The sequence below is a fragment of the Microbacterium aerolatum genome (assembly GCF_007988825.1).
Classification (GTDB): domain Bacteria; phylum Actinomycetota; class Actinomycetes; order Actinomycetales; family Microbacteriaceae; genus Microbacterium; species Microbacterium aerolatum.
The window spans coordinates 43,451-64,532 of record NZ_BJUW01000015.1 but is presented as its reverse complement, the minus strand read 5'-3'; the positions used below and the strand labels follow the sequence as shown (position 1 = coordinate 64,532).

Annotated in this window: 23 protein-coding genes and 1 tRNA gene; 10 read left to right on the top strand and 14 right to left on the bottom strand. The window is 68.7% G+C overall.

What is annotated here, in order from left to right; genetic code table 11:
• Positions 1-552 (top strand): endonuclease domain-containing protein (locus MAE01_RS13895; RefSeq protein WP_147040355.1); only part of this gene is annotated, 552 nt, incomplete at its 5' end.
• Between the two features lie 87 nt (positions 553-639).
• On the opposite strand, the gene phoH2 is transcribed toward MAE01_RS13895, so the two are convergent.
• The 3 genes from phoH2 to MAE01_RS13880 all read right to left on the bottom strand — a co-directional run bounded on the left by phoH2 (position 640) and on the right by MAE01_RS13880 (position 4,141).
• Positions 640-1,914: an RNA 5'-3' helicase PhoH2 gene (gene phoH2 / locus MAE01_RS13890; RefSeq protein ID WP_147040364.1), complete on the bottom strand. Its 1,275-nt coding sequence runs from the start codon at positions 1,912-1,914 to the stop codon at positions 640-642.
• A 265-nt stretch (positions 1,915-2,179) separates the two neighbouring features.
• Positions 2,180-3,298, bottom strand: coding sequence for an aminotransferase class V-fold PLP-dependent enzyme (locus MAE01_RS13885; protein ID WP_147040353.1), 1,119 nt, complete (start codon positions 3,296-3,298; stop codon positions 2,180-2,182).
• A gap of 60 nt (positions 3,299-3,358) precedes the next feature.
• A complete protein-coding gene (locus tag MAE01_RS13880) occupies positions 3,359-4,141 on the bottom strand; it encodes an isoprenyl transferase (protein WP_147040352.1) in 783 nt (260 codons plus the stop codon).
• Positions 4,142-4,241: 100 nt separating this feature from the next.
• Here MAE01_RS13880 and trhA point away from each other — a divergent pair, with 100 nt between their 5' ends.
• Genes trhA through MAE01_RS13865 form a run of 3 tightly spaced genes read left to right on the top strand, consistent with a single transcriptional unit; the run spans position 4,242 to position 6,242 of the window.
• Positions 4,242-4,976, top strand: coding sequence for a PAQR family membrane homeostasis protein TrhA (trhA, locus tag MAE01_RS13875; protein ID WP_371861777.1), 735 nt, complete (start codon positions 4,242-4,244; stop codon positions 4,974-4,976).
• Between the two features lie 25 nt (positions 4,977-5,001).
• Entirely contained in the window at positions 5,002-5,475 is a 474-nt protein-coding gene (locus MAE01_RS13870; RefSeq protein WP_147040350.1) for an S-ribosylhomocysteine lyase, read from the top strand.
• Entirely contained in the window at positions 5,475-6,242 is a 768-nt protein-coding gene (locus tag MAE01_RS13865; protein WP_147040348.1) for an SDR family NAD(P)-dependent oxidoreductase, read from the top strand. The genes MAE01_RS13870 and MAE01_RS13865 overlap by 1 nt, the downstream gene beginning before the upstream one ends.
• Positions 6,243-6,245: 3 nt before the next feature.
• On the opposite strand, the gene MAE01_RS13860 is transcribed toward MAE01_RS13865, so the two are convergent.
• Positions 6,246-6,572 (bottom strand): hypothetical protein, encoded by a 327-nt coding sequence (locus MAE01_RS13860; protein WP_229718058.1) that lies wholly within the window; start codon positions 6,570-6,572, stop codon positions 6,246-6,248.
• A gap of 68 nt (positions 6,573-6,640) precedes the next feature.
• Between MAE01_RS13860 and MAE01_RS13855 the strand changes: the two genes are divergently transcribed.
• On the top strand, positions 6,641-7,027 hold the full coding sequence (locus MAE01_RS13855; RefSeq protein ID WP_147040346.1) for a DUF4307 domain-containing protein: 387 nt from the start codon (positions 6,641-6,643) through the stop codon (positions 7,025-7,027).
• A 113-nt stretch (positions 7,028-7,140) separates the two neighbouring features.
• Positions 7,141-7,629, top strand: coding sequence for a transcription elongation factor GreA (gene greA / locus MAE01_RS13850; protein WP_147040344.1), 489 nt, complete (start codon positions 7,141-7,143; stop codon positions 7,627-7,629).
• Positions 7,630-7,703: 74 nt separating this feature from the next.
• Here the strand turns inward: greA and ilvA are convergent, their stop codons facing one another.
• Positions 7,704-8,933: a threonine ammonia-lyase gene (gene ilvA, locus MAE01_RS13845; protein ID WP_147040342.1), complete on the bottom strand. Its 1,230-nt coding sequence runs from the start codon at positions 8,931-8,933 to the stop codon at positions 7,704-7,706.
• On the bottom strand, positions 8,930-10,123 hold the full coding sequence (locus MAE01_RS13840; RefSeq protein ID WP_147040340.1) for an AI-2E family transporter: 1,194 nt from the start codon (positions 10,121-10,123) through the stop codon (positions 8,930-8,932). Before MAE01_RS13840 ends, ilvA begins: the two co-directional genes overlap by 4 nt.
• Positions 10,124-10,226: 103 nt before the next feature.
• Here MAE01_RS13840 and MAE01_RS13835 point away from each other — a divergent pair, with 103 nt between their 5' ends.
• Together MAE01_RS13835 and MAE01_RS13830 are read left to right on the top strand one after the other, a co-directional pair.
• On the top strand, positions 10,227-11,489 hold the full coding sequence (locus MAE01_RS13835) for a winged helix-turn-helix domain-containing protein (protein WP_147040338.1): 1,263 nt from the start codon (positions 10,227-10,229) through the stop codon (positions 11,487-11,489).
• Positions 11,486-11,965 carry a hypothetical protein gene (locus MAE01_RS13830; protein ID WP_147040336.1) on the top strand — a complete coding sequence of 160 codons (480 nt, stop codon included), beginning with the start codon at positions 11,486-11,488 and terminating at the stop codon, positions 11,963-11,965. Before MAE01_RS13835 ends, MAE01_RS13830 begins: the two co-directional genes overlap by 4 nt.
• 84 nt (positions 11,966-12,049) lie before the next feature.
• Here MAE01_RS13830 and MAE01_RS13825 read toward each other — a convergent pair whose 3' ends face one another.
• From MAE01_RS13825 to MAE01_RS13815, 3 genes are all read right to left on the bottom strand, one after another.
• Positions 12,050-12,616, bottom strand: coding sequence for a LemA family protein (locus MAE01_RS13825; protein WP_147040335.1), 567 nt, complete (start codon positions 12,614-12,616; stop codon positions 12,050-12,052).
• A 71-nt stretch (positions 12,617-12,687) separates the two neighbouring features.
• Positions 12,688-14,001 (bottom strand): D-arabinono-1,4-lactone oxidase, encoded by a 1,314-nt coding sequence (locus tag MAE01_RS13820; protein ID WP_147040333.1) that lies wholly within the window; start codon positions 13,999-14,001, stop codon positions 12,688-12,690.
• Positions 13,998-15,227, bottom strand: a complete 1,230-nt coding sequence (locus tag MAE01_RS13815; RefSeq protein ID WP_147040331.1) for an alanine racemase — start codon at positions 15,225-15,227, stop codon at positions 13,998-14,000. Before MAE01_RS13815 ends, MAE01_RS13820 begins: the two co-directional genes overlap by 4 nt.
• Positions 15,228-15,283: 56 nt before the next feature.
• On the opposite strand from MAE01_RS13815, the gene MAE01_RS13810 reads away from it, so the two are divergent.
• Together MAE01_RS13810 and MAE01_RS13805 are read left to right on the top strand one after the other, a co-directional pair.
• Positions 15,284-15,356, top strand: a tRNA-Leu gene (locus MAE01_RS13810).
• A 153-nt stretch (positions 15,357-15,509) separates the two neighbouring features.
• Positions 15,510-15,779, top strand: coding sequence for a hypothetical protein (locus MAE01_RS13805; RefSeq protein WP_147040330.1), 270 nt, complete (start codon positions 15,510-15,512; stop codon positions 15,777-15,779).
• Between the two features lie 74 nt (positions 15,780-15,853).
• On the opposite strand, the gene MAE01_RS13800 is transcribed toward MAE01_RS13805, so the two are convergent.
• Genes MAE01_RS13800 through eno form a run of 5 tightly spaced genes read right to left on the bottom strand, consistent with a single transcriptional unit; the run spans position 15,854 to position 21,022 of the window.
• A complete protein-coding gene (locus MAE01_RS13800) occupies positions 15,854-17,278 on the bottom strand; it encodes an NAD(P)/FAD-dependent oxidoreductase (RefSeq protein WP_147040328.1) in 1,425 nt (474 codons plus the stop codon).
• Between the two features lie 31 nt (positions 17,279-17,309).
• Complete coding sequence (locus MAE01_RS13795) at positions 17,310-18,605, bottom strand: S8 family serine peptidase (protein ID WP_229718059.1); 1,296 nt, start codon at positions 18,603-18,605, stop codon at positions 17,310-17,312.
• A gap of 11 nt (positions 18,606-18,616) precedes the next feature.
• Positions 18,617-19,135, bottom strand: coding sequence for a DUF501 domain-containing protein (locus MAE01_RS13790; protein ID WP_147040324.1), 519 nt, complete (start codon positions 19,133-19,135; stop codon positions 18,617-18,619).
• A gap of 46 nt (positions 19,136-19,181) precedes the next feature.
• Positions 19,182-19,682 carry an FtsB family cell division protein gene (locus MAE01_RS13785; protein WP_186806252.1) on the bottom strand — a complete coding sequence of 167 codons (501 nt, stop codon included), beginning with the start codon at positions 19,680-19,682 and terminating at the stop codon, positions 19,182-19,184.
• A gap of 59 nt (positions 19,683-19,741) precedes the next feature.
• Positions 19,742-21,022, bottom strand: coding sequence for a phosphopyruvate hydratase (eno, locus tag MAE01_RS13780; RefSeq protein ID WP_147040322.1), 1,281 nt, complete (start codon positions 21,020-21,022; stop codon positions 19,742-19,744).
• Positions 21,023-21,082: the final 60 nt, after the last annotated feature.

Here is a 21,082-nt window from a genome sequence, read left to right as displayed (position 1 = left end):
CGTCACGAGCATCCCGACTGCACCTGCACGGTGCATCACTTTCAGGGTCGCACCCGGTTCGGAAGGGTGAATGTCGAGACCGCCCTGGTGCACCTGTACGACTGCCAGGGCGATGAGGCCTTCTTCGCCGCGTACGAGTCGGCATGGCGCAAGCGCGTGCTGTCGAAAGCGGCGCGTGCACGCGTGCGGACGGCGCTGCCGGCATCCGCTCGCTGGCTCGTGGATCTCGCCCGCCCTGACGCGGACAGCGGGCTGGAGTCGCTGCTGCGACTGCGACTCCATATCCTCGGCATCCGACTCGACTGCCAGGTCACGATCGACGGCGTCGGACGGGTCGATTTCGTCATCGACAAGCGTCTGATCCTCGAGGCGGATGGCAAGGAGAATCACGACAGCTCGACCAAACGGCACGCTGATCGGGTGCGGGATGCCGCGGCATCCGCTCTCGGGTACGAGACGCTACGTTTCGACTACGCCCAGATCGTGCACGATTGGCCGACCGTCCAGGTAGCGATCCTCGGCGCACTGACCCGACTGCGCGCTTCGTCGTGAGCACACCTGCACGACCCAGGTACGCCTGCACGACCGATTCGTCGAATCCGTCGTGCATCTGTGCCCAAGTCGTGCAGGTGGCCCGCCTCAGCTGAGCTCGCCGCCCTCCAGCAGGTCGGTGACCAGGGCCGCGATCGCCGACCGCTCCGAGCGGGTGAGGGTCACGTGCCCGAACAGGTCGTGGCCCTTCAGCGTCTCGATCACCGAAGCGATGCCGTCGTGACGGCCGACGCGCAGGTTGTCGCGCTGTCCGACGTCGTGGGTGAGCACGACCCGGGAGTTCTGGCCCATGCGGCTCAGCACCGTCAGCAGCACGTTGCGCTCCAGCGACTGCGCCTCATCGACGATCACGAATGCGTCGTGCAGTGAGCGTCCGCGGATGTGCGTCAGCGGCAGCACCTCGAGCAGGCCGCGCTCGACGACCTCCTCCATGACGTTGCCCGAGACGACCGAACCGAGCGTGTCGAAGACCGCCTGACCCCACGGGCCCATCTTCTCGCCCTGGTCGCCGGGCAGATAGCCGAGCTCCTGGCCGCCGACCGCGAAGAGCGGACGGAAGACGATGATCTTCTTCTGCTGCTGGCGCTCCAGCACCGCCTCGAGCCCCGCGCACAGCGCGAGCGCCGACTTACCCGTGCCGGCGCGGCCGCCGAGCGAGACGATCCCCACGTCCGGGTCCATCAGCAGGTCGATCGCGATGCGCTGCTCGGCCGACCGCCCGTGCATCCCGAACAGCTCGCGGTCGCCGCGCACCAGCCGGTACTCGCCGTCACCACTCACGCGCCCGAGCGCCGATCCGCGCTCGGAGTGGATGATGAGCCCGGTGTTCACCGGCAGCCCGCGTGCGTCCTCGCTGATGCCGACCTCGCTCTCGTAGAGGTCGCTGATGTCGTCGCCGGTCAGGTCGAGCGTCGCGATGCCGGTCCACCCGGAGTCCACGGCCTGCTCCGCGAGGTACTCCTCGGCGCTGAGGCCGAGGGACGCCGCCTTCACGCGCATCGGCAGGTCCTTCGAGACGATCGTGACGTCCTGCCCGTCCTGCGCGAGGTGCATGGCGACGGCGAGGATGCGACTGTCGTTGTCTCCGAGGCGGATGCCGGTGGGCAGCACCTGTCCGTCGCTGTTGTTCAGGTCGACCCGCAGCGTGCCGCCCTCACCGATCGGTACGGGGAAGTCCAGTCGGCCGTGCTCGATGCGCAGCTCGTCGAGGTGCCGCAGCGCCTGCCTGGCGAAGTAGCCGATCTCCGGATCGTGACGCTTGCCCTCGAGCTCCGTGATCACCACGACCGGAAGGACGATCGAGTGCTCGGCGAAGCGGAACAGCGCCTGCGGATCCGACAGCAGCACCGATGTGTCGAGCACATACGTGCGGAGGTCCGCATCCGGTTCCCCCGAGGAGGACCGGCGCGAGGCCTGACGGGTGGACTGCTGTGCTGTACGTGTGGTCACGACCCACTCCCGACCCGGGATGATTCCCGGCTATGCCACGAGTCGACCTGGGGGCCACGAGCCGCGTACCTGATGGCCGACTCGACCGGACACCGTGTCCGATGCCTTGAACGTACGACCCGCCGCCGATTCGTCGCGAGCGACACGCCCGGAGCTCACGTTAAGCCGAGATGAACTTTCAGGCTCCCGGCGTGATGACCGTGCTGAGCGCCTCGTCGAGCATGCGCAGCGTCTCGTCGCTGGTTCCGGCGTGCGCCGCCAGGCGGACGGTCGCGCCGCGCGTCGTCGCGACCATTCCGGCGTTGGTCAGTGCCGCCGACACGGCGGCAGGAGCCTCGGGGGCGAGCGCCACGATTCCCGCGCGGTGTTCGTGTTCGCGCGGCGTCAGCACGGGGATGCCGTGGCGATCCGCGATCTCGAGGATCGCGTCGACGTGGCCGCTGATGGTCTCCTCGATCTCCGCCACGCCGGCGTCGCGCACGTCGCGCAGGCCGATCGCCAGACGGGCGACGGCGAGCTGATCCGGGCTGCTCACGCCGAAGGCGCGGGCGGATGCCGCAGGTGCCGGCCGCTCGTCGATGGGAAGCCCGCCGTCCACGCCGGCGAGCCCGGAAAGGACGGGGGTGATGCGCTCGCGCGCATTCGCGGAGAACGACGCGAAGCCCGTGCCTCTGGCCGCACGCAGCCACTTGTAGCCGTGGCCGGCGACGATGTCGGCGGCTGCGTAGTCGTCGGCCACGACTCCGAACGACTGCACGGCGTCGACGATCAGGAGCCGATCGGGTCCGAGCAGCTCGCGGAGCCCGGCGAGGTCGGCGCGGTAGCCGGTGCGGAAGTCGACGTGGCTCACCACGAGCGCCGTCACATCGTCGTCGAGAGCCTCGGCGACGGCATCCACCGACACGAATCCGTCCTCGGGCGTGATCCAGCGCGCAGTCAGCTCCCCCGCGGAAGCCTGCGCCGCACGCTCGAGCGTCATGCTCACGCTCGGGAACTCCGCCGTCGACGCGATCACGCTCCCGGTGAGGCCGAACAGCGCATGCATGAGACCGTGCGACGACGACGGCTGCATCGTCACGGTGTCGGCCTCGACGTCCAGAAGCTCGGCGGCGATCGCCCGTGCCTCGTCGATCCGCTCGGCGATCAGCGCGCGCGATGACGGCCGGGCACTGCCGAGCAGGTCGGCGTCAGCGAAGACCTCCGCCCGAACGGTCGGAGAGATCGGCCCGAAGGCGGCCCAGTCGAGGTAGCCGGGGTCGCCCTCGAACGTGGCGAGGTAATCGTCGAATGCGGTCACTCATCGAGTCTCCCACGTGACCGCGACCTCCAGAAGTCGGTCCCTGAGCCTGTCGAAGGGTCAGCGGCCGAAGCGGCGGTCTCTGTCGACGTAGTCGCGGATCGCGCGCAAGAAGTCCACCTCGCGAAGATCCGGCCCGAGCGCCTCGACGAAGTAGAACTCGCTGTGCGCGCTCTGCCACAGCAGGAAGTCGCTGAGCCGCTGCTCGCCGCTGGTGCGGATGACGAGGTCGGGGTCCGGCTGTCCGCCGGTGTAGAGGTGCTCGCCGATCATCTCGGGGGTCAGGTGGGCCGCAAGGTCCTCCAGCGTTCCGCCGGAGGCGTCGTGCTCCGCGATGATGGAGCGCACGGCATCCACGATCTCGTTGCGACCGCCGTACCCGACGGCAAGATTGACGTGCAGACCCGCGTTGTCCTTCGTGCGGACTTCTGCGTCGTGCAGGACTCGTGCAAGTTCGGCGGGAAGGATGTCGGAGCGTCCGACGTGCTTCACGCGCCAGCCCGCCTGCTGCGACAGGGACTCCGCGAGCTCGGCGATGATCTCGATGAGGTCCTCGATCTCCTTGGAGTCGCGCTTGCGCAGATTGTCGCTGGAGAGGAGGTACAGCGACACGACTCGCACGCCGATCTCATCGCACCACCCCAGGAACTCGCGCATCTTCGCGGCTCCCGCACGGTGCCCGTCGGCCGCCGAATCGAAACCGAGCTGCCGGGCCCAGCGCCGGTTGCCGTCGATCATCATCGCGATGTGATGCGGGACGGAGGCCGTGTCGAGCTGTCGACGGAGGCGCTTGCTGTAGAGGCGATACAGCGGCCCGCGGCCCTCGCTCGTGCGTGCATTCACGTGCCTACGCTACCGCGCAGCCCGTCCGCGCCCGTGTGATGGCGCTGTGTATCGCGGATATGTGCGGATTGGGGCATGCCGGGCGACTTAGAGTGAGCACGTGAGCACACCCGAGAGCGACGCCATTCCCGTGCCCGAGCTGCCGCTGCTCGAAGCGGCAGCCGACGACGCTCAGGTCGAGATCAAACCGAGCTGGCGCGGCTGGCTGCACGCCGGCACCTTCCCGGTTGCCATCGCGGCGGGCATCGTGCTCATCGTGCTCGCCGAGGGCGCCCCGGCGAAGTGGGCCGCTGCGGTCTTCATGGCCAGTTCGCTGCTGCTGTTCGGCAACTCGGCGCTGTATCACCGCATCGACTGGAAGCCTAGAACGAAGCTGATCCTCAAGCGCATCGATCATGCGAACATCCTGCTGCTGATCGCCGGCACCTACACGCCTCTCGCCGTCAACGCTCTGATCCCCGAGAAGGGCGTCCTGCTGCTGTGCCTCGTGTGGGGCGGCGCCGTGCTCGGCATCCTGTTCCGCGTCTTCTGGATCGGCGCGCCGCGCTGGCTGTACGTCGCGCTGTATCTCGTGCTCGGCTGGGCGGCAGTGATGTACATGGTCGACCTGGCCACCGCCAATGTCGCCATGATGGTACTGGTCTGCGTCGGCGGCCTGCTGTACACGGCCGGTGCCGTGGCGTACGCACTGAAGAAGCCCAACCCGTGGCCGGGACACTTCGGCTTCCACGAGATCTTCCACCTGTGCACGGTCCTCGCGTTCCTGTGCCACTGGACCGCCTGCCTGCTCATCTCGCTCGCCCCGTATTCCCCCTCACTCGGCCTCCCCGGCTGACCGTCCACCGATCTGGAGAAGAACCATGGCTGACGTCGAGAGCTTCACGCTCGACCACACCGCTGTCCACGCCCCGTACGTCCGGCTGATCGGCGTCGAACGCGGCCCCAAGGGCGATGCGATCTCGAACTTCGACGTGCGCTTCGTCCAGCCCAACGAGGGCGAGATCCCCACCGCAGGACTCCACACCATCGAGCACCTGCTCGCCAGCCTCATGCGCGATCACGTCGACGGCATCATCGACATCTCCCCGTTCGGATGCCGCACCGGCTTCCACCTGATCATGTGGGGCGAACCGGCCGTCGCCGATGTCGTCGCCGCCGTGCGTGCGAGCCTCGCCGCCATCGCCGAGGACATCACCTGGGACGACGTCCCCGCGGTCGACGCGATCAGCTGCGGCAACTACCGCGATCACAGCCTGCACAGCGCCAGGGAGTGGTCCAAGCGCATCCTCGAGCAGGGCATCAGCCTCGACGCGTTCGAGCGCGTCGGCGTGTGATGTTCGCCGAGCTCCGTGACCGCGTCGTCCTCGTCACCGGAGGCGCCAGCGGGATCGGCGCAGGCATCGTCGACGCCTTCCTCGCCGAGGGCGCCACGGTCGTCAGCGCCGATCTGAGCCTCCCGGACGGGCTGTCCCCGGCACGGGACGACGAATGGACCGTGCGCCTCGACGTCGGCGACGAGCGCGCCGTCGAGCAGGCCCTGGATGCCGTCACCGCTGCCGTCGGCCTCATCGACGTCGTCGTCACCGCCGCGGGGACCTCGACGATGGGCTTCGCGACCGAGACGACGAGCGCGGACTGGGACCGCAACCTCGACGTCAACGCCAAGGGATCGTTCCTCGTCGCGCGCGGCGTCGCTCGCAGGCTCCTGGATGCCGGCCGCACCGGCCGCATCGTCTTCATCTCGTCGCAGGCGGGGAAGAACGGCTACCGCGGAATGACCGCCTATGTGGCGTCGAAGCACGCCGTGCTCGGGGTGACGAAGACCATGGCGGTCGAGCTCGCCCCGCACGGCATCACCGTCAACGCGATCTGCCCGGGGATCATCGAGACCCCAATGAAGCACCGCGAGCGCATCGAGGGCGGCGCTATCCGCGGAATGACCGCCGAAGAGGTCGCCGCCGAGGACCGCTCACAGGTGCCGCTCGGACGCACCGGCACGACGCAGGACGTCGCCGGCGTCGCACTGTTCCTCGCCAGCGATCTGGCGAGCTACATGACCGGCCAGGGGCTCAACGTCACCGGCGGCATGACCATGCACTGACGCTCAGGCCGGCGGGGTCTTCCCGTCGTCGCTGGAGCGGCCGGGCGCTTCGCCGTCCGCGTCGGGAGCGGTCTCGGCATCCGCCTGCGCCTGCGCGGCCTGCTCGGCATCCAGCTCCTCGCGCACCTCGCCGCGGTAGCGGACCCGGCGGACGCGGCGATTCATGTCCCAGATCAGCAGGACGACGGCGATCACGACGATCACGATCACTGCGAAGCCCATCGGACCAGGGGTGACCGAGTTCGGGTCGACGGTCATCGACGGCGTCGGCATCGGCGTCTCAGCTCCTGAGAACACGGCACCGAGCACCGTTCCGAAGTGCACCATCATGTGTCCGCCTCTCGATCGCAGGTCACGTAACCTGGAATGACAAGCCTAACGACCGAAAGGCGCCATCCGTGACGACCGCACAACAGCTCGACGAGCGATATGGTCGCGCCCGCCGCGGACGGCTCCCCTGGGTCATCGGCGGAATCATCGCCGTGATCGTCGTCGTGATCGCGGGATGGATGACGTTCTCGCAGTCCATGAACTCCGTCGACGCCGACGATCTCGGGTTCGAGGTGGTCGACGCGCACAGCGTGACGGTGCGGTTCCAGGTCGCCGGCGCTCAGGGCAAGGACCTCGCCTGCGCGATCGAGGCGCTCGACGAGGAGTTCGGGATCGTGGGCTGGAAGATCGTCGAGATCCCGGCATCCGAAGGCCATCTGCAGCAGCTGAGCGCGGAGGTCCCGACGGTCGCGGAGGCCACCACTGGTTTGGTGAACTCCTGCTGGGTCGCATAGAATCCTCTGAGACGACGCCCTGGCCAATTGCCGGGGCGTCTTGGCATATCCCCTCCGCCTCTTAGGGCGGTCAGCACAATCGCCCTGAAGGGCGTTCGAAAAAGGAGCACGCTGTGTCCACAGACGCTCAGGTCCCGTTCCTCACGCAGGAAGCCTACGATCGGCTCGTCGCAGAGCTCGAGAACCTCTCGACCGTCGGCCGCGATGAGATCGCCAAACGCATCGAAGCCGCACGCGAAGAGGGCGACCTCAAGGAGAACGGCGGCTACCACGCCGCGAAGGACGAGCAGGGCAAGCAGGAGGCGCGCATCCGCACTCTCGAGCAGCTGCTGAAGACCGCCAAGGTCGGCGAGGCGCCCGCGAGCCGCGGCATCGTCGAGCCCGGCACCGTCGTCACCGCCCTCGTGGCCGGCGGCGAAGAGGTGTTCCTGCTCGGCAGCCGTGAGATCGCCGGCGGCACGGACCTCGACGTGTACAGCGAAGCCAGCCCGCTGGGCCAGGCCATCATCGGCCTCAAGGTCGGCGAGAAGACCGCCTACGAGGCACCCAACGGCAAGTCGATCTCCGTCGAGGTCACCGGCGTGGAGACCTTCGCCGGCTGACCCGTTCGGTCCCTGAGCCTGTCGACCGGCCGGAACGCTTCGGTCCCTGAGCCTGTCGAAGGGTCCGAAACGTCCTAGTCCGGGACGACGACGGGTTCGTAACCAGCGCGGCGGAGCGTGTCGAGCGTCAGCTCGGTGTGCTCCGCCCCGCGCGTCTCGATGCTCAGCTGCAGGCTCACCTCGCTGATCTGCATACCCTGGCCGTGCCTGGTGTGCATGACCTCCATGACGTTCGCGCCGGCCTCGGCGACGAGCTCGGAGACCCGTGCGAGCTGGCCGGGGCGGTCGGGCAGCGGGATGCGGATGGTCAGATATCGACCGGATGCCGCGAGCCCGTGCGACACGACGCGCTGCAGCAGCAGCGGGTCGATGTTTCCGCCGGAGAGCACCGCCAGGGTCTTGCCGGTGTCCTTCACCTTCCCTGCGAGGATCGCGGCGACGCCGACAGCGCCGGCGGGCTCAACGACGACCTTGGCCTGCTCGAGCAGCACCAGCAGAGCGCGTGCGATGTCGTCGTCGGTCACGGTGACCACGTCGTCGACGATGTCCTCGATGATCTCGAACGGAACGTCGCCGGGCTTGGCCACGAGGATGCCGTCGGCGATCGTCGGGAGCGTGGTGATCTCAACCGGGTGTCCTGCCGCGAGGGACGGCGGCACGGCGGCGGCGTTCTCCGCCTGCACGCCGATCACCCGGAGAGTCCGTCCGTTCTTCGCAGCGGCAGCCTTGGCTGCGGCCGCGACTCCGGCGATCAGCCCTCCGCCGCCGATGCCCATGATGATCGTGTCGACGTCGGGGGCATCCTCGATCAGCTCGAGTCCGAGCGTGCCCTGGCCGATGACGATGTCGCGGTGGTCGAAGGGGTGGATCATGATCGCGCCGGTGCGCTCGGCGAACTCGGCCGCGAGCCGCAGCGAGGTCGCGACGGTCTCGCCCTCGAGCACGACCTCCGCGCCGTAGCCGCGGGTGGCGAGGAGCTTGGGGACCGGCACGCCCAGCGGCATGAAGATCGTCGCGGGGATGCCGAGCGCCTGCGCGGCGAGGGCGACGCCCTGTGCGTGGTTGCCGGCGGATGCGGCGACCACGCCGTGCGAGCGCTCCTCCGCGGTCAGCTGCGCGAGCCGGTGGCCTGCACCGCGGATCTTGAACGAGCCGGTGCGCTGCAGGTTCTCCATCTTCAGCAGCACGGGCGATCCGAGGATGTCCGACAGCGCCCTGGACGGCAGCGTCGGCGTATGAGAGATCACACTTTCCAGCCCCCGCGCGGCGTCTTCGAACTCGGCCAGGGTGGGGACTGCGCTCATGTGTTCCTCCGTCGCCGCTCGCGCGGCACTGTACTCCAGATCAGATCACCGGCGGGTTGCCGGCCGGTTCGCCACGAGCCGGTGCTGAGGGTCACCGCGACCACGTTCACGAACGCGGCCAGCGGGACGGCGAACAGCGCACCGGGGATGCCGGCGATCATCGAGCCTCCCGCGACGACGAGCACGACGGCGAGCGGATGCACCTTCACCGCCGAGCCCATCAGGATCGGCTGCAGGACGTGCCCCTCGAGCTGCTGCACGCCGATCACGACCACGAGCATCCAGAATGCGTTCCACGGATCGTTGTAGACCAGCGCCAGGAACACGGCGACAGCGCCCGTCGCGACCGCACCGACGATCGGGATGAACGCGCCGAGGAACACCAGCACCGCGACGGGGATCGCCAGCGGCACGCCGAGCAGGAAGGCGCCGATGCCGATGCCGATCGAGTCGATCGTGGCGACCAGCAGCTGGGTCTTGGCGTAGTTGACGACCGTGCGCCAGCCGCTGCGCGCCGAAGCGTCCACGGCGGGGCGGGCGTCGCGGGGGAAGAGCTTGGTGGTCCAGCGCCAGATGCCGCCGCCGTCGGCGAGCAGGCAGATGAGGATGAACAGGGTCAGCAGGGCGCCGACCAGAACGTGCCCGGCGGTCGACCCGATCGCGAGCGCGCCGGACCAGAGCAGTTCGGCCTGCTGCTGGATCAATGCCCAGCCCTGATCCAGGTAGTCCTGGATCTGCGTCTCGGTCAGATGCAGCGGACCGTTGATGAGGTACTGGCGGAACTCGTCTATCGCCTCGGTGGTCCTGGCCTGCACCTGCGGCCATTCCCTGGCGATCTGCCAACCGACCAGCCACAGCAGACCGGTGACGATCGCGATGGTGCCGATCAGCGCGATGACGATGGCGAGCCAGCGCGGGAAGCGGTGCCGCAGCATCCACTCGAAGGCCGGCCAGAGCAGCGCCGTGATGAGGATGCCGACCAGGATCGGGATCACGAGGAGCTTGAGCTGGATGACGACCCAGATGATGACGCCGGCGGCGGCGGCGATGAGCAGCAGGCGCCAGGCGTAGGCGGCGCTGACCCGCAACGAGAGCGGGACGGTGTTGTCGGCTTCGGTGGAGACCGTCCGATCGGTCGGCATGCGACCCCACAGAAGATCGCGCTTGCGGGGGCGCTGCTCGTCCGTCATGCGCCAAGTCTAGTTGCGGTGCTGAGCGGATGCTGTGACGCATGGCGGCCGCGATGGCGAGCTCGGCGGTCGCGATGTCGGAGCCGGGCGATACGCTGACCGGGTGTCCGAGACTCTCAGCGCCGCTCAGGCCCGGCGCGTCGCCCTGGCCGCCCAGGGCTTCACCAGGCGCCGCCCCTCCGCGAAGGTCGGCTCCCGGCACGTGCACGGTGCGATGGAGCGCCTGGGAGTGCTGCAGATCGACTCGGTGAATGTCTTCGCACGCAGTCACTACCTGCCGCTGTTCTCGCGGCTCGGCGCCTACGACCCCGCACTGCTCGATCGCATCTTCATGTCGCGCACAACGCACTACGTCGAGTACCTCGCGCACGAGGCGACCTTCGTGCCGGCAGAGGACTGGTCGCTGTGGCGCTTCCGCATGGATGACTTCCGCCGGCGATGGGCCGACGACCCCGACTCGTGGATGAACCAGAACGCCCGCACGATCGCCTGGGTCAAGGACGAGCTGCGCGCACGCGGGCCGTTGCGACCCGCCCAGCTGCGCGCCGACGCTCCCCGCGAGCGCGGCACCTGGTGGGACTGGGACGAGGTGAAGCTCGCCCTCGAGCACCTCTGGCGCATCGGTGAGGTCGCGGTCAGCGGCCGCCGAGGGTTCGAGCGTGTCTACGCACTCGAGGAGCAGGTGATCCCCGCCGAGGTGCGCCTGGTGGAGGTACCCCGAGAGGACGCGATCCGAGAGCTCATCCGCCGCGCGGCGCGCTCGCACGGTGTGGCCACCGACTCGGACCTTGCCGACTACTACCGCATCCGCGATCGTGCGGCCGTGCGCCGTGCGATCGACGATCTCGTCGACGCCGGTGAGCTGCGTCCGGTGCAGGTGCGCGGCTGGGAGAAGGCGGGTCGTCAGTTACCGGCCTGGATGCATCGGGACGCCGTGCTCCCCCGCCGGGTGGAAGGCGCAGCACTGCTCACCCCCTTCGACCCGGTCGTCTGGTTCCGTGACCGCGCGTTGCGCGCCTTCGACCTCGATTACCGGATCGAGATCTACGTCCCCGCCGCCAAGCGCCGGTTCGGGTACTACTCGCTGCCGATGCTCGTGGGCGACCGGATCGTCGCACGCGTCGACCTCAAGGCCGATCGCGCCTCCTCGACGCTGCAGGTGCAGTCGGCCTGGTGGGAGCCGCAGGCGCGGCCCGAGGATGCCGAGGCGATGACGCAGGAGCTCGCGCTGGCGGCGGCCTGGCAGGGTTTGGAGAACATCTCGGTCTCCGGCTGGGGCGATGCGGCGGATGCGGTTGCCGGAGCCCTGCACGTCGGGAGCGGCGGCGTGCGACGTCACGTGCACGAGCGGGAACGATCGGCGTGAGGCGACGGACGGCGTGGGTCGTCGTCGCGGTGGCCGCAGCCGCCGTGATCGTCGCGGTTCTCGTATGGCTGGCGGTGTCGACCGCTCAGACCGGCCCGCCGCGCGCTGTCGACGGAATGACCGCGGTCGAGCCGGCGACGGGCCCCGAGGCGACGGCGCTCGCGCAGCAGCAGCTCGATGCGCGCCTGGCGGCCTGCACGGAATCTGCCGCCGAGGCGCCGGATTCCTGCGGCATCGCGATCCCGTGGACCGCGGATTTTGCCGCGGTCGACGGCATCCGCTATCGCGTCGAGAAGACGCCGGAGCTCACGCTCACACCGCCGACGTTCCGCGCCGACGACGGCATCCTGGTCGCCACCGTCACGGGCACCGGTCTCGACGGCACGGCGAAGACGCTGACCTATCGAACCGAGAACTGGATGCTGCGCGGAGACCTGCGCGTCAAGCGCGCGGGGGTCGGGCTGGTGCCCTGGTAGACGAGGGGTTTCGACTCGCTGCGCTCGCTCAACCTTGACGCGCAACCGACTCAACGCGCCTTCGGCGCATAGAGTCGGTTCGCATCAAAACTGCACGCGCGGGGGTTCGGAGATCGCTGCGCCGTCGGCGACCTCGAAGAACTCCCGCTCGGTGAATCCGAGACCGCGGGCGAACAGGTTGTTGGGGAAGACCTTGATCTTGGTGTTCAGCTCGCGCACGCCGCCGTTGTAGAAGCGCCGGGCTGCCTGGATCTTGTCCTCGGTGTCGACGAGCGCATGCTGCACCTGAAGGAAGTTCTGGCTGGCCTGCAGCTGGGGGTAGGCCTCGGCGACGGCGAACAGGCTCTTCAACGCCTGCTGCAGGTGGCCTTCGGCGATGCCCGCTTCACCGGGGCTGGTCGCGGCCAGTGTCTCGGCGCGAGCACGGGTGACGTTCTCGAACACGGCCTTCTCGTGCGACGCGTATCCCTTGACAGTCTCGATCAGATTCGGGATGAGATCGGCTCTGCGCTTCAGCTGCACCGTAATGCCGCTCCACGCCTCGTCGACACGGACGTTCAGCTGCACCAGGGAGTTGTACGTCGCCCAGAAATAGATGCCGATGAGCACCAGCACCGCGCCGACGATCAGTACCGGAATGAGCCATTCCATGTCAGGCAACCCCCTTGGCCAGAATTTTCTTCATCCTATCTGCGCACCCTGCATGTGCACTGGGCGCCCCGTCATTCTCCGAGAATGCGCTCGAGGTGCCGATTCGCGAAACGACGTGCGGGGTCGAGCCTGTCGCGCAGCGCGACGAAGTCGCCGAAACGCGGGTAGCGCTCGCGCAACTGCTCGGCATCCAGCGTGTGCAGCTTGCCCCAGTGCGGGCGGCCGCCGTATTCGAGGCAGATCTTCTCGACCGCCTCGAAGTACGCCGTCGGGTCGGCGCGCCAGTACCGGTGCACGGCGATGTAGCCGCTGGCGCGACCGTGCGCGGTGGACAGCCACAGATCGTCGGATGCCGCGAAGCGCACCTCGATCGGGAACTCGATCTTCCACCCCCGCTGCGCGATGAGCGCCTGGATCTCGCGGAACGCCGGGACGACGTTCTCAGCAGGGAAGGCGTACTCCATCTCACGGAATCGCACGTTGCGGCTCTGGGTGAGCACCGAGTGCGAGCGATCGGTGTACTCGCGGTCGCCGGTGAGTTTCACCGCGAGCCTGCTGAACGGCGGTGTGACGGCGGGGATGATCTGACCGGCCGCGCACACGGCGCGGTAGACGCCGTTGGACAGAAGCGTCTCGTCGATCCACCTGCCCACGGCCGGGAGCGGCTTGCGCGGCGCCGACTCGGGAAGGCGCGTCTGACGCTTCGTCAGCGCGACATCGGTGTGCGGGAACCAGTAGAACTCGAAATGATCGGATGCCGCCACCCGCTCGTCCAGCGTCGTCAGGACCTCTTCGAGCGGCACGGGCTCATCGATCGCGTGCATCACGAAGGCGGGGACGCACTGCAGCGTCACCTCGACGAGGATGCCGAGCGCCCCCAGTCCCAGTGCGACCGCCGGCAGCAGATCGGCGTTCTCGGTGTCGCTGACCCGCAGGAACTCGCCGTCGGCGGTGACGAGTGTGGCACCGACGACCTGCGTGGCGATGCCTCCAAACCGAGCTCCGGTGCCGTGCGTCCCAGTGGAGATCGCGCCGGCGATGGACTGCCGGTCGATGTCACCGAGGTTCTCCATCGCGAGGCCGTGCGGCGCCAGCATCCGCGGGATCCGGTACAGCCGGGTGCCCGCCAGCAGCGTCACCGTGGACTTGTCCGTGTTTACCGACACAAGCCCCTGCAGATCGTCGAGCTCGAGCAGCACGCCCGGTGCGACGGCGATGCCGGTGAAGCTGTGCCCTGCACCCACGGCCTTGATGGGCAGGTTGAGGGCGACGGCAGCCTGCACGGCGCGCTGCACTCCCTCGGGAGTCCGCGGGCGCTCCACCCGCACAGGCCTCACATGCGTCGAGCGCGCCCAGTTCTGCCAGGTGCCGCCGGGTCGAGTCACAGGAACGCCTTTCCCTCGCCGCGATACGTGGGCAGCTCGTCGATCACGTCGGTGCCGGAGACCAGCTGGTAGGAGTCGATGCGCTCTGCCGGTTCGCCGCTCTTCGCGTGACGGAACCAGACGCGATCGCCGATCTTCAGCTCGGCGGCGGCCCGGCCTCGCAACGGCGTCTGCACTTCGCCGGCGGCCTCGCGGGGCATGGTCTGCAGCCCCTCGGGCCACACTGCCCGAGGCTGGCGGGAGGCGAGGGCGGGTCCGGAGGCGATCCAGCCGCCGCCGAGCACGGTCGCGATGTCGGGGGCGGGACGGCGCACGACGTCGAAGGCGAAGGCGGTCGCCGGGGCTGGGCGGAACGAACGGTAGCCGTCGAAGAGGTGACCGGCGAGCAGCCCGCTGCCGGCCGAGGCCTCGGTGACGGACTCGTCGCTGCCGGTGAACTCCAGCGATCCCGTGCCGCCGCCGTTGAGGAAATCAAGCGGAGCGATGTCGGTGAGCACGTCCGCGATCTCCGCACGGCGCGTGCGCAGTTCCGCGCGCGACCTGGCCTGCACTGCACGGATCACCGGAGCATCGGGGCCCTTGTCGCCCTGGCCCGCGATCTGCGCCTCGTACATCTGGAGTCCCACCAGCCGGAAGCCCGGCCGCCCCACGATCGTGCGAGCGAATCGCCCGACATCGGATGTTGTGAACAGGGGCGACCGCCTCACCCCGATGTGCCCGAGGGCCGCGGAACGCCAGGACGCGTCGGCGTCGATCGCCACGCGGATCGTGGCGCGCTTGTCCGGTGCGGCGATGCTGTCGATGAAGTCGAGGTGGGCGACGTCGTCCACCATGAGGGTGATGCGGGACGCGGCATCCTCGTCGTGCACGAGACGCTCGAGGCTCGCCCTGTCGACGGTCGGGTAGCCGAGCACGATGTCGTCGTGGGTCTCGGCGAGCCAGAGCGCCTCGGCGAGCGAGTACGACAGGATGCCGCGATATCCGGGAATCCGCAGTACGGCGTCGAGCACGGCGCGCACGCGTACCGATTTAGAGGCGACGCGGATAGGGATGCCGCCGGCGCGCACGAGCAGGTCCATGGCGTTGTGCCGCAGGGCGTCGAGGTCGATCACGGCGACGGGCGCTGCGAGGTGTGAGGTCGCCTCGGTCAGGCGCGGCCACCACCGTGCGGGGTCTTCCCAGGCGTGATCGGCTGGCGACGGCGGCAGCGCGGTGAGGTCGAGCACTCCCCCACCCTATGACCTCGTGGGTCAGTGACGCGCAGATAGGCTGAGGGTGTCACGCCCCCATAGCCCAATGGCAGAGGCAGGCGACTTAAAATCGCTTCAGTCTGGGTTCGAGTCCCAGTGGGGGCACACTCGACTACCCAGTGGGGGCAGCGCGCTTACCAGAAGTGCTCACTGTTGAGCAAGGGTTACGCCTCATTTTGTTCAGTTCCCTCGTGCTCTGCGAGTCTGATTGCGGAGCGAGCGTTCAAGATCAGCTCGCAGGGAAGGACAAACGAAGCGATGACCATCATCACGACGGCCCCCGTCAGCACCACCCCCGCACGAGTCCACTGGGCCGAGGTCGACGACGACCTCTGGGTCGCCCACATCGGCGGTGCATTCGGCGGCTCGATCGACTCGGCCGGCGGCCGACACGTCGCCAGGGACCCGTTCGGTCGCGACCGCGGAGAGTTCGACACCTTCGATGAGGCACGGCGCCACCTCGAGGCGTTCCTCGCCCACCCGGCGATGAGCCGGCGCCTCCAGGCACCGTCGGTCGCGCACGACTGACCGGCCTCGCGCCCATAACGCTGAAACCGCCCCTTCCCGATTCGGGAAGGGGCGGTTTCTGCGTTATCGAGTGACTACTTCGAAGCAGCCGTCTTCTCGGGCACCTCAGTCTTCTCGCCCGTACGCTTCTGGGCAGGAGGAGTGACCGCGGGCTTCACAGCCGGAGCGGCATCCGCTGCCGGACGCGGACGCGCGGCGAACTCCTCGAAGATGTAACGCGGGTTCTGCACGGTCTCGAGGTTGACGAGGTCGCGGCCGAGCCACAGGTTGTTCCACCAGCCCCACAGGACGCGCCACTTGCGCTCCCACGTCGGCATCGCGAGGCCGTGGTAGCCGCGGTGAGCGACCCAGGCGACGAAGCCCTTCAGCGCGAGGTTGCCGGACTGGAACACACCGTTGTAGAGCCCGAGGCCTGCGACGGCACCGAGGTTCTTGTGGAAGTAGTCCTTGGTCTCCTCGCCGCGGAGGACGGCGGTGAGGTTCTTGGCGAGGCGCTTGGCCTGGCGAACGGCGTGCTGAGCGTTTGGGACGCAGTACCCGCCGACACCGCCGCCGGTCAGATCGGGAACGGCCGAGACGTCACCGGCAGCCCATGCACCCTCGACGATCTCGTCGGCGGTGCCGACGCGCAGGTCGGCGCGGGTCTGGATGCGGCCGCGCTCTTCAGCGGGCAGGTCGCCGCCGCGGACGACGGTCGGGTTGGCCATGACACCGGCGGTCCAGATGATCAGGTCGGTCGGGATGACCTCACCGGTCGACAGTGCGACGTTGCCGCCCTCGGCACCCTGCACCTGCGTGTCGAGGTGCACGTTGGCGCCGCGCTTGGCGAGGTCCTTGAGGACCCATTCGCTGGTCTTCAGCGAGACCTCGGGCATGATGCGGCCCATCGCCTCGATGAGGTGGAAGTGCGTGTCCTCGAAGCTGATCTGGGGGTACTTGCCCACCAGCGACGAAGAGAGCGAGCGGAGCTCGGCGAAGGCCTCGATACCGGCGAAACCGCCGCCGACGACCACCACGGTGAGCAGTCGATCGCGCTCGGGGCCGGCGGGCAGCGACGCCGCCTTGTCGAAGTTCGACATCAGCTTGTCGCGGACCGCGACGGCCTCTTCGATCGTCTTCAGTCCGATGGCGTTGTCGGCGATGCCCGGGATCGGGAAGGTGCGCGAGACGGCACCGGCGGTCACGACGATCTGGTCGTATGCGAACTCGTAGGGCTCTCCGACCGGAGGCGTGATCGTGGCGACCTTCTGCGCGTGGTCGATGCCGGTGACCTTGGCCGTGACCACGTTGGTGCGCTTGAGATGGCGACGATGGGCGACGACGGCGTGACGCGCCTCGATCGATCCGGCCGCGACCTCGGGCAGGAACGGCTGGTACGTCATGTACGGAAGCGGGTCCACCATGGTGACCTCGGCTTCACGCTTGCGGAGGTGCTTCTCGAGCTTCCACGCCGTGTAGAAACCCGCGTAGCCGCCACCGACGATCAGAATCTTGGGCACAGTGCTGTTCTCAGGCACAGAGAGATAACTCCTAGTCAGGCTGCTGGCGTGCGTTGCGCGCCGATCGGATGCGCCGGGCAGCTGCAGTGACGCCTAGCCCGACCAGAATACCAGGGACTGTGAGCACGATGAGCGGCAGGGTACCGTAGCGCAGTGATTCCGCGCTCGGAAGAAGCGGAGAACCCGCCTCGGTCGGCGCTTCCGGGGCCGGCAGCGGGTCGACCTCGACCGGCGTCACCTCCGGCGCAGGCGCCGGCTCGGAATCGGCACGGCGGTACAGGCGGATCCACTCCGCCAGGTCACCCATCGGGTTCTCGTCCACCAGAGGAACGGATGCCGACACCGCCGCGGAAGCGTCCAGGAGCCCGTAGCCGTACAGCGGATCGGGCACCTCGGTCACGCCGGGAACCTGGATCGCGGTCTTGATGATGCGGTTGATGACGTTCGCGGCATCCAGCTCCGGATGCGCCGCGCGCACGAGGGCGGCCGCACCGGCGACGATGGGGGCTGCGCCGCTCGTGCCGCGCCACGGCGTCAGCTCGCCGTCCGCCGTCACGCCGATCAGTCCCTCGCTCGGAGCAGAGATGCCGATCGTGATGCCCTGCGTGGATGCGTCGACGCTCGCCGTCCCGGTCTGATCGACGCCGCCGACGGTGAGCACGCCGGGGATCGTCGCGGGAGCTCCGACCATCGAGGTGCCGCTGCCGCGGTTTCCGGCGGCGACGACGACCACGACATCGTGCTCGTAGGCGTACAGGAACGCGTCGTCCCAGCTCTCGTCCCAGTCGAGGGTGTTGGTCGTGAGCGACATGTTGATGATGTCGGCACCGTTGTCGACCGCCCAGCGGATGCCCTCGGCGATCTGATCCGCGAACGGCACGACCGCCGCGGCGCCGAACCCGATCGACACGGACAGCAGCTTCGCCTCCGGTGCGACGCCGATCATGCCGGTGCCGTCTGCCTTCCCGCGCCCTGCCGCGACCGAGGCCACGAGCGATCCGTGATCCGGGTCGATCGTGCCGACCGGTGTGCGGCCGTCGGGAGAACCGCTGCCCGAGACGTCGATGCCGGCGACGACCGCGTCGCCGAAGGCCGCCGGCACCTTGCCGATGCCGGTGTCGATGACGGCGATGGTGACGCCTTCACCGCGTGTCGTCTGCCACGCCTCCCGGATGCCGGCGCCGTCGAGCCAGTACTCGAGCGCGCGGACCGGATCGGCCGGGTCATCAGGGATCGGCGGCGTCGGCGTCGGGCTCGGCGTGGCCGCGGCACCGGTGAGCAGGACGGATGCCACGACCGCCGCCGCTGCGACGGTGCTTCGCAGCATCGCCTTCAGCGTCATCGCGTCGCGGCTCCCGGGTCGTCGCACTCGCAACGGGCCGGTGACCACGCAGCACGCTCCAGCGCGGCATCGCCGATCGGGTTAACGCCCTGCCCTGCGGCGAGCGCGTGGCCGGCGAGAGCGTGCAGGCACTTGACCCGGGTGGGCATGCCGCCCGCGGAGATACCGGCGATCTCGGGGACCTCGCCGAACTGCGCGCGATCTGCGAGGTAGGCGTCGTGTGCGGCGCGGTACGACGCGGCGACGTCCTCGTCGTCGAGCTGCGCTGCGAGCTCCGGCATCACCTGCGTCGCCTCGAGGGTCGACATGGCCGCGGTGGCGGCGGGATGGGTCAGATAGTAGAACGTGGGAAACGGCGAACCGTCATCCAGCCGAGGGCTCGTGGCGACCACGGTGGGGTTGCCGCAGACGCAGCGCGCGGCGATGCCGACGACGCCGCGAGCGGGACGGCCGAGCTGCGCGGACACCACGTCGATCTCGGCGGGCGTGGGCAGGGCGAAGGGCGGAGTCGTCACCGTCTCAGCCTACGGGAGGCGCGGCTGGAGAAACCCTCCGCGCGCCCTACTCCGCCTGGCTCGCGTTCTGCGCGAGTCCTGCTCCCGCGACGGTGCGCAGCAGCTGCGGCATCCAGTCCGAGGGCGTCTTCTCCAGCTCGTCGCTCACGGGCACCTGCTCCTGCGGCAGTGAAGCGGGATCGAGGTCGTTGTCGACGAGGTAGACGACCTCGCCGGGCTTGACGTAGTAGAGGCGCTCTCGCGCCTGTGTGGTGATGTACGCCGGGTCCTCCCAGCGATTGCGCTCCTGCTCGAGCGCCTCGATCTCCTCCGCCGTCACCTGCACCGAGACCTCGAGTGCGGCGATCTTCTGACGCTGGTCGATGTACGTCCCGAGTGTGGGCACCAGCACCCACGCGCCGAGGACCACCAGCGAGAGCATGATCGCCATGAATCCCGAGAGGCGGATGCCGGACGTCCACTCGCGCACATCCACCTGCGGACGCCGCCTGGCCTGCGCGCGCGGCTCGACGCGTGCACGAGAAGGGGGAACCGGACGCCTGGTCATGGTTCCCCCTTCTGTCGTGTCTCAGCTGCGCGCGTGCCTCAGCGGGCTCCGGTCAGCGTTCAGCCCTGGAAGCGGGGGAACGCCGAACGACCGGCGAACACTGCTGCGTCCGCGAGGTCCTCTTCGATGCGCAGAAGCTGATTGTACTTCGCGACGCGCTCGCTGCGGGCCGGCGCACCGGTCTTGATCTGACCCGCGTTCGTGGCGACGGCGAGGTCGGCGATCGTGGTGTCCTCGGTCTCGCCGGAGCGGTGCGAGAGCATCGCGGTGTAGCCGGAACGCTGGGCGAGGCTGACCGCGTCGAACGTCTCGGTGAGCGTGCCGATCTGGTTGACCTTGACCAGCAGCGAGTTGGCCACGCCGCGCTTGATGCCGTCGGCGAGGCGAGCGGGGTTGGTGACGAACAGGTCGTCGCCGACGAGCTGGACCTTCGAACCGAGCGCCTCGGTGAGGAGCTTCCAGTTGTCCCAGTCGTCCTCGGCGAGAGCATCCTCGATCGTGACGATCGGGAAGTCGTTGACAAGGCCCTGGTAGTACTCGATGAGCTCGGGGCCGGTCCAGTCCTTGTTGTCGAGGCGGTAGACGCCGTCGTTGAAGAACTCGGTGGCGGCGACGTCGAGGCCCAGGGCGATGTCCTTGCCCGGGGTGAAGCCGGCCTTCTCGATCGCCTTGATGAGGAACTCGAGACCCTCGCGGTTGCTGGGCAGGTCGGGGGCGAAGCCGCCCTCGTCGCCGAGACCCGTGGCGTAGCCGGCGGCCTTCAGCTCGGAGCGCAGCACGTGGTAGGTCTCCACACCCCAGCGCAGCGACTCGGAGTAGGTGTCTGCACCGATCGGGGCGAGGAAGAACTCCTGCATGTCGATGCCGTTGTCGGCGTGCTCGCCGCCGTTGATGACGTTGAACAGCGGCACGGGCAGGACGTGCGCGTTGGGACCGCCCAGGTAGCGGTACAGCGGCAGGTCGGCGCTGTCCGCGGCGGCCTTGGCGACGGCGAGGCTGACGCCGAGGATGGCGTTCGCGCCGGTGCGCTTCTTGTTCTCGGTGCCGTCGGTCTCGTTGAGGATCTCGTCGACGATGCGCTGCTCGCTCGCCTCGACGCCTTCGATGGCCGGGCCGAGCTCGTCGATGATGGCCTCGACGGCCTTCAGGACGCCCTTTCCGCCGTAGCGGGCCTTGTCGCCGTCGCGGAGCTCGTATGCCTCGAACGCGCCGGTGGATGCGCCGGAGGGAACGGCTGCCCGCTGGACGATGCCGTCATCGAGGAGCACCTCCACCTCGACGGTCGGATTGCCGCGGGAATCAAGAATCTCGCGTGCGCCTACAGCCTCGATGAGTGCCACGTATGTGCTCCTTGCTCAGAGAAAGGGTGGTTGTGGAGCGTCGTCGATCCGTGGCCAGTC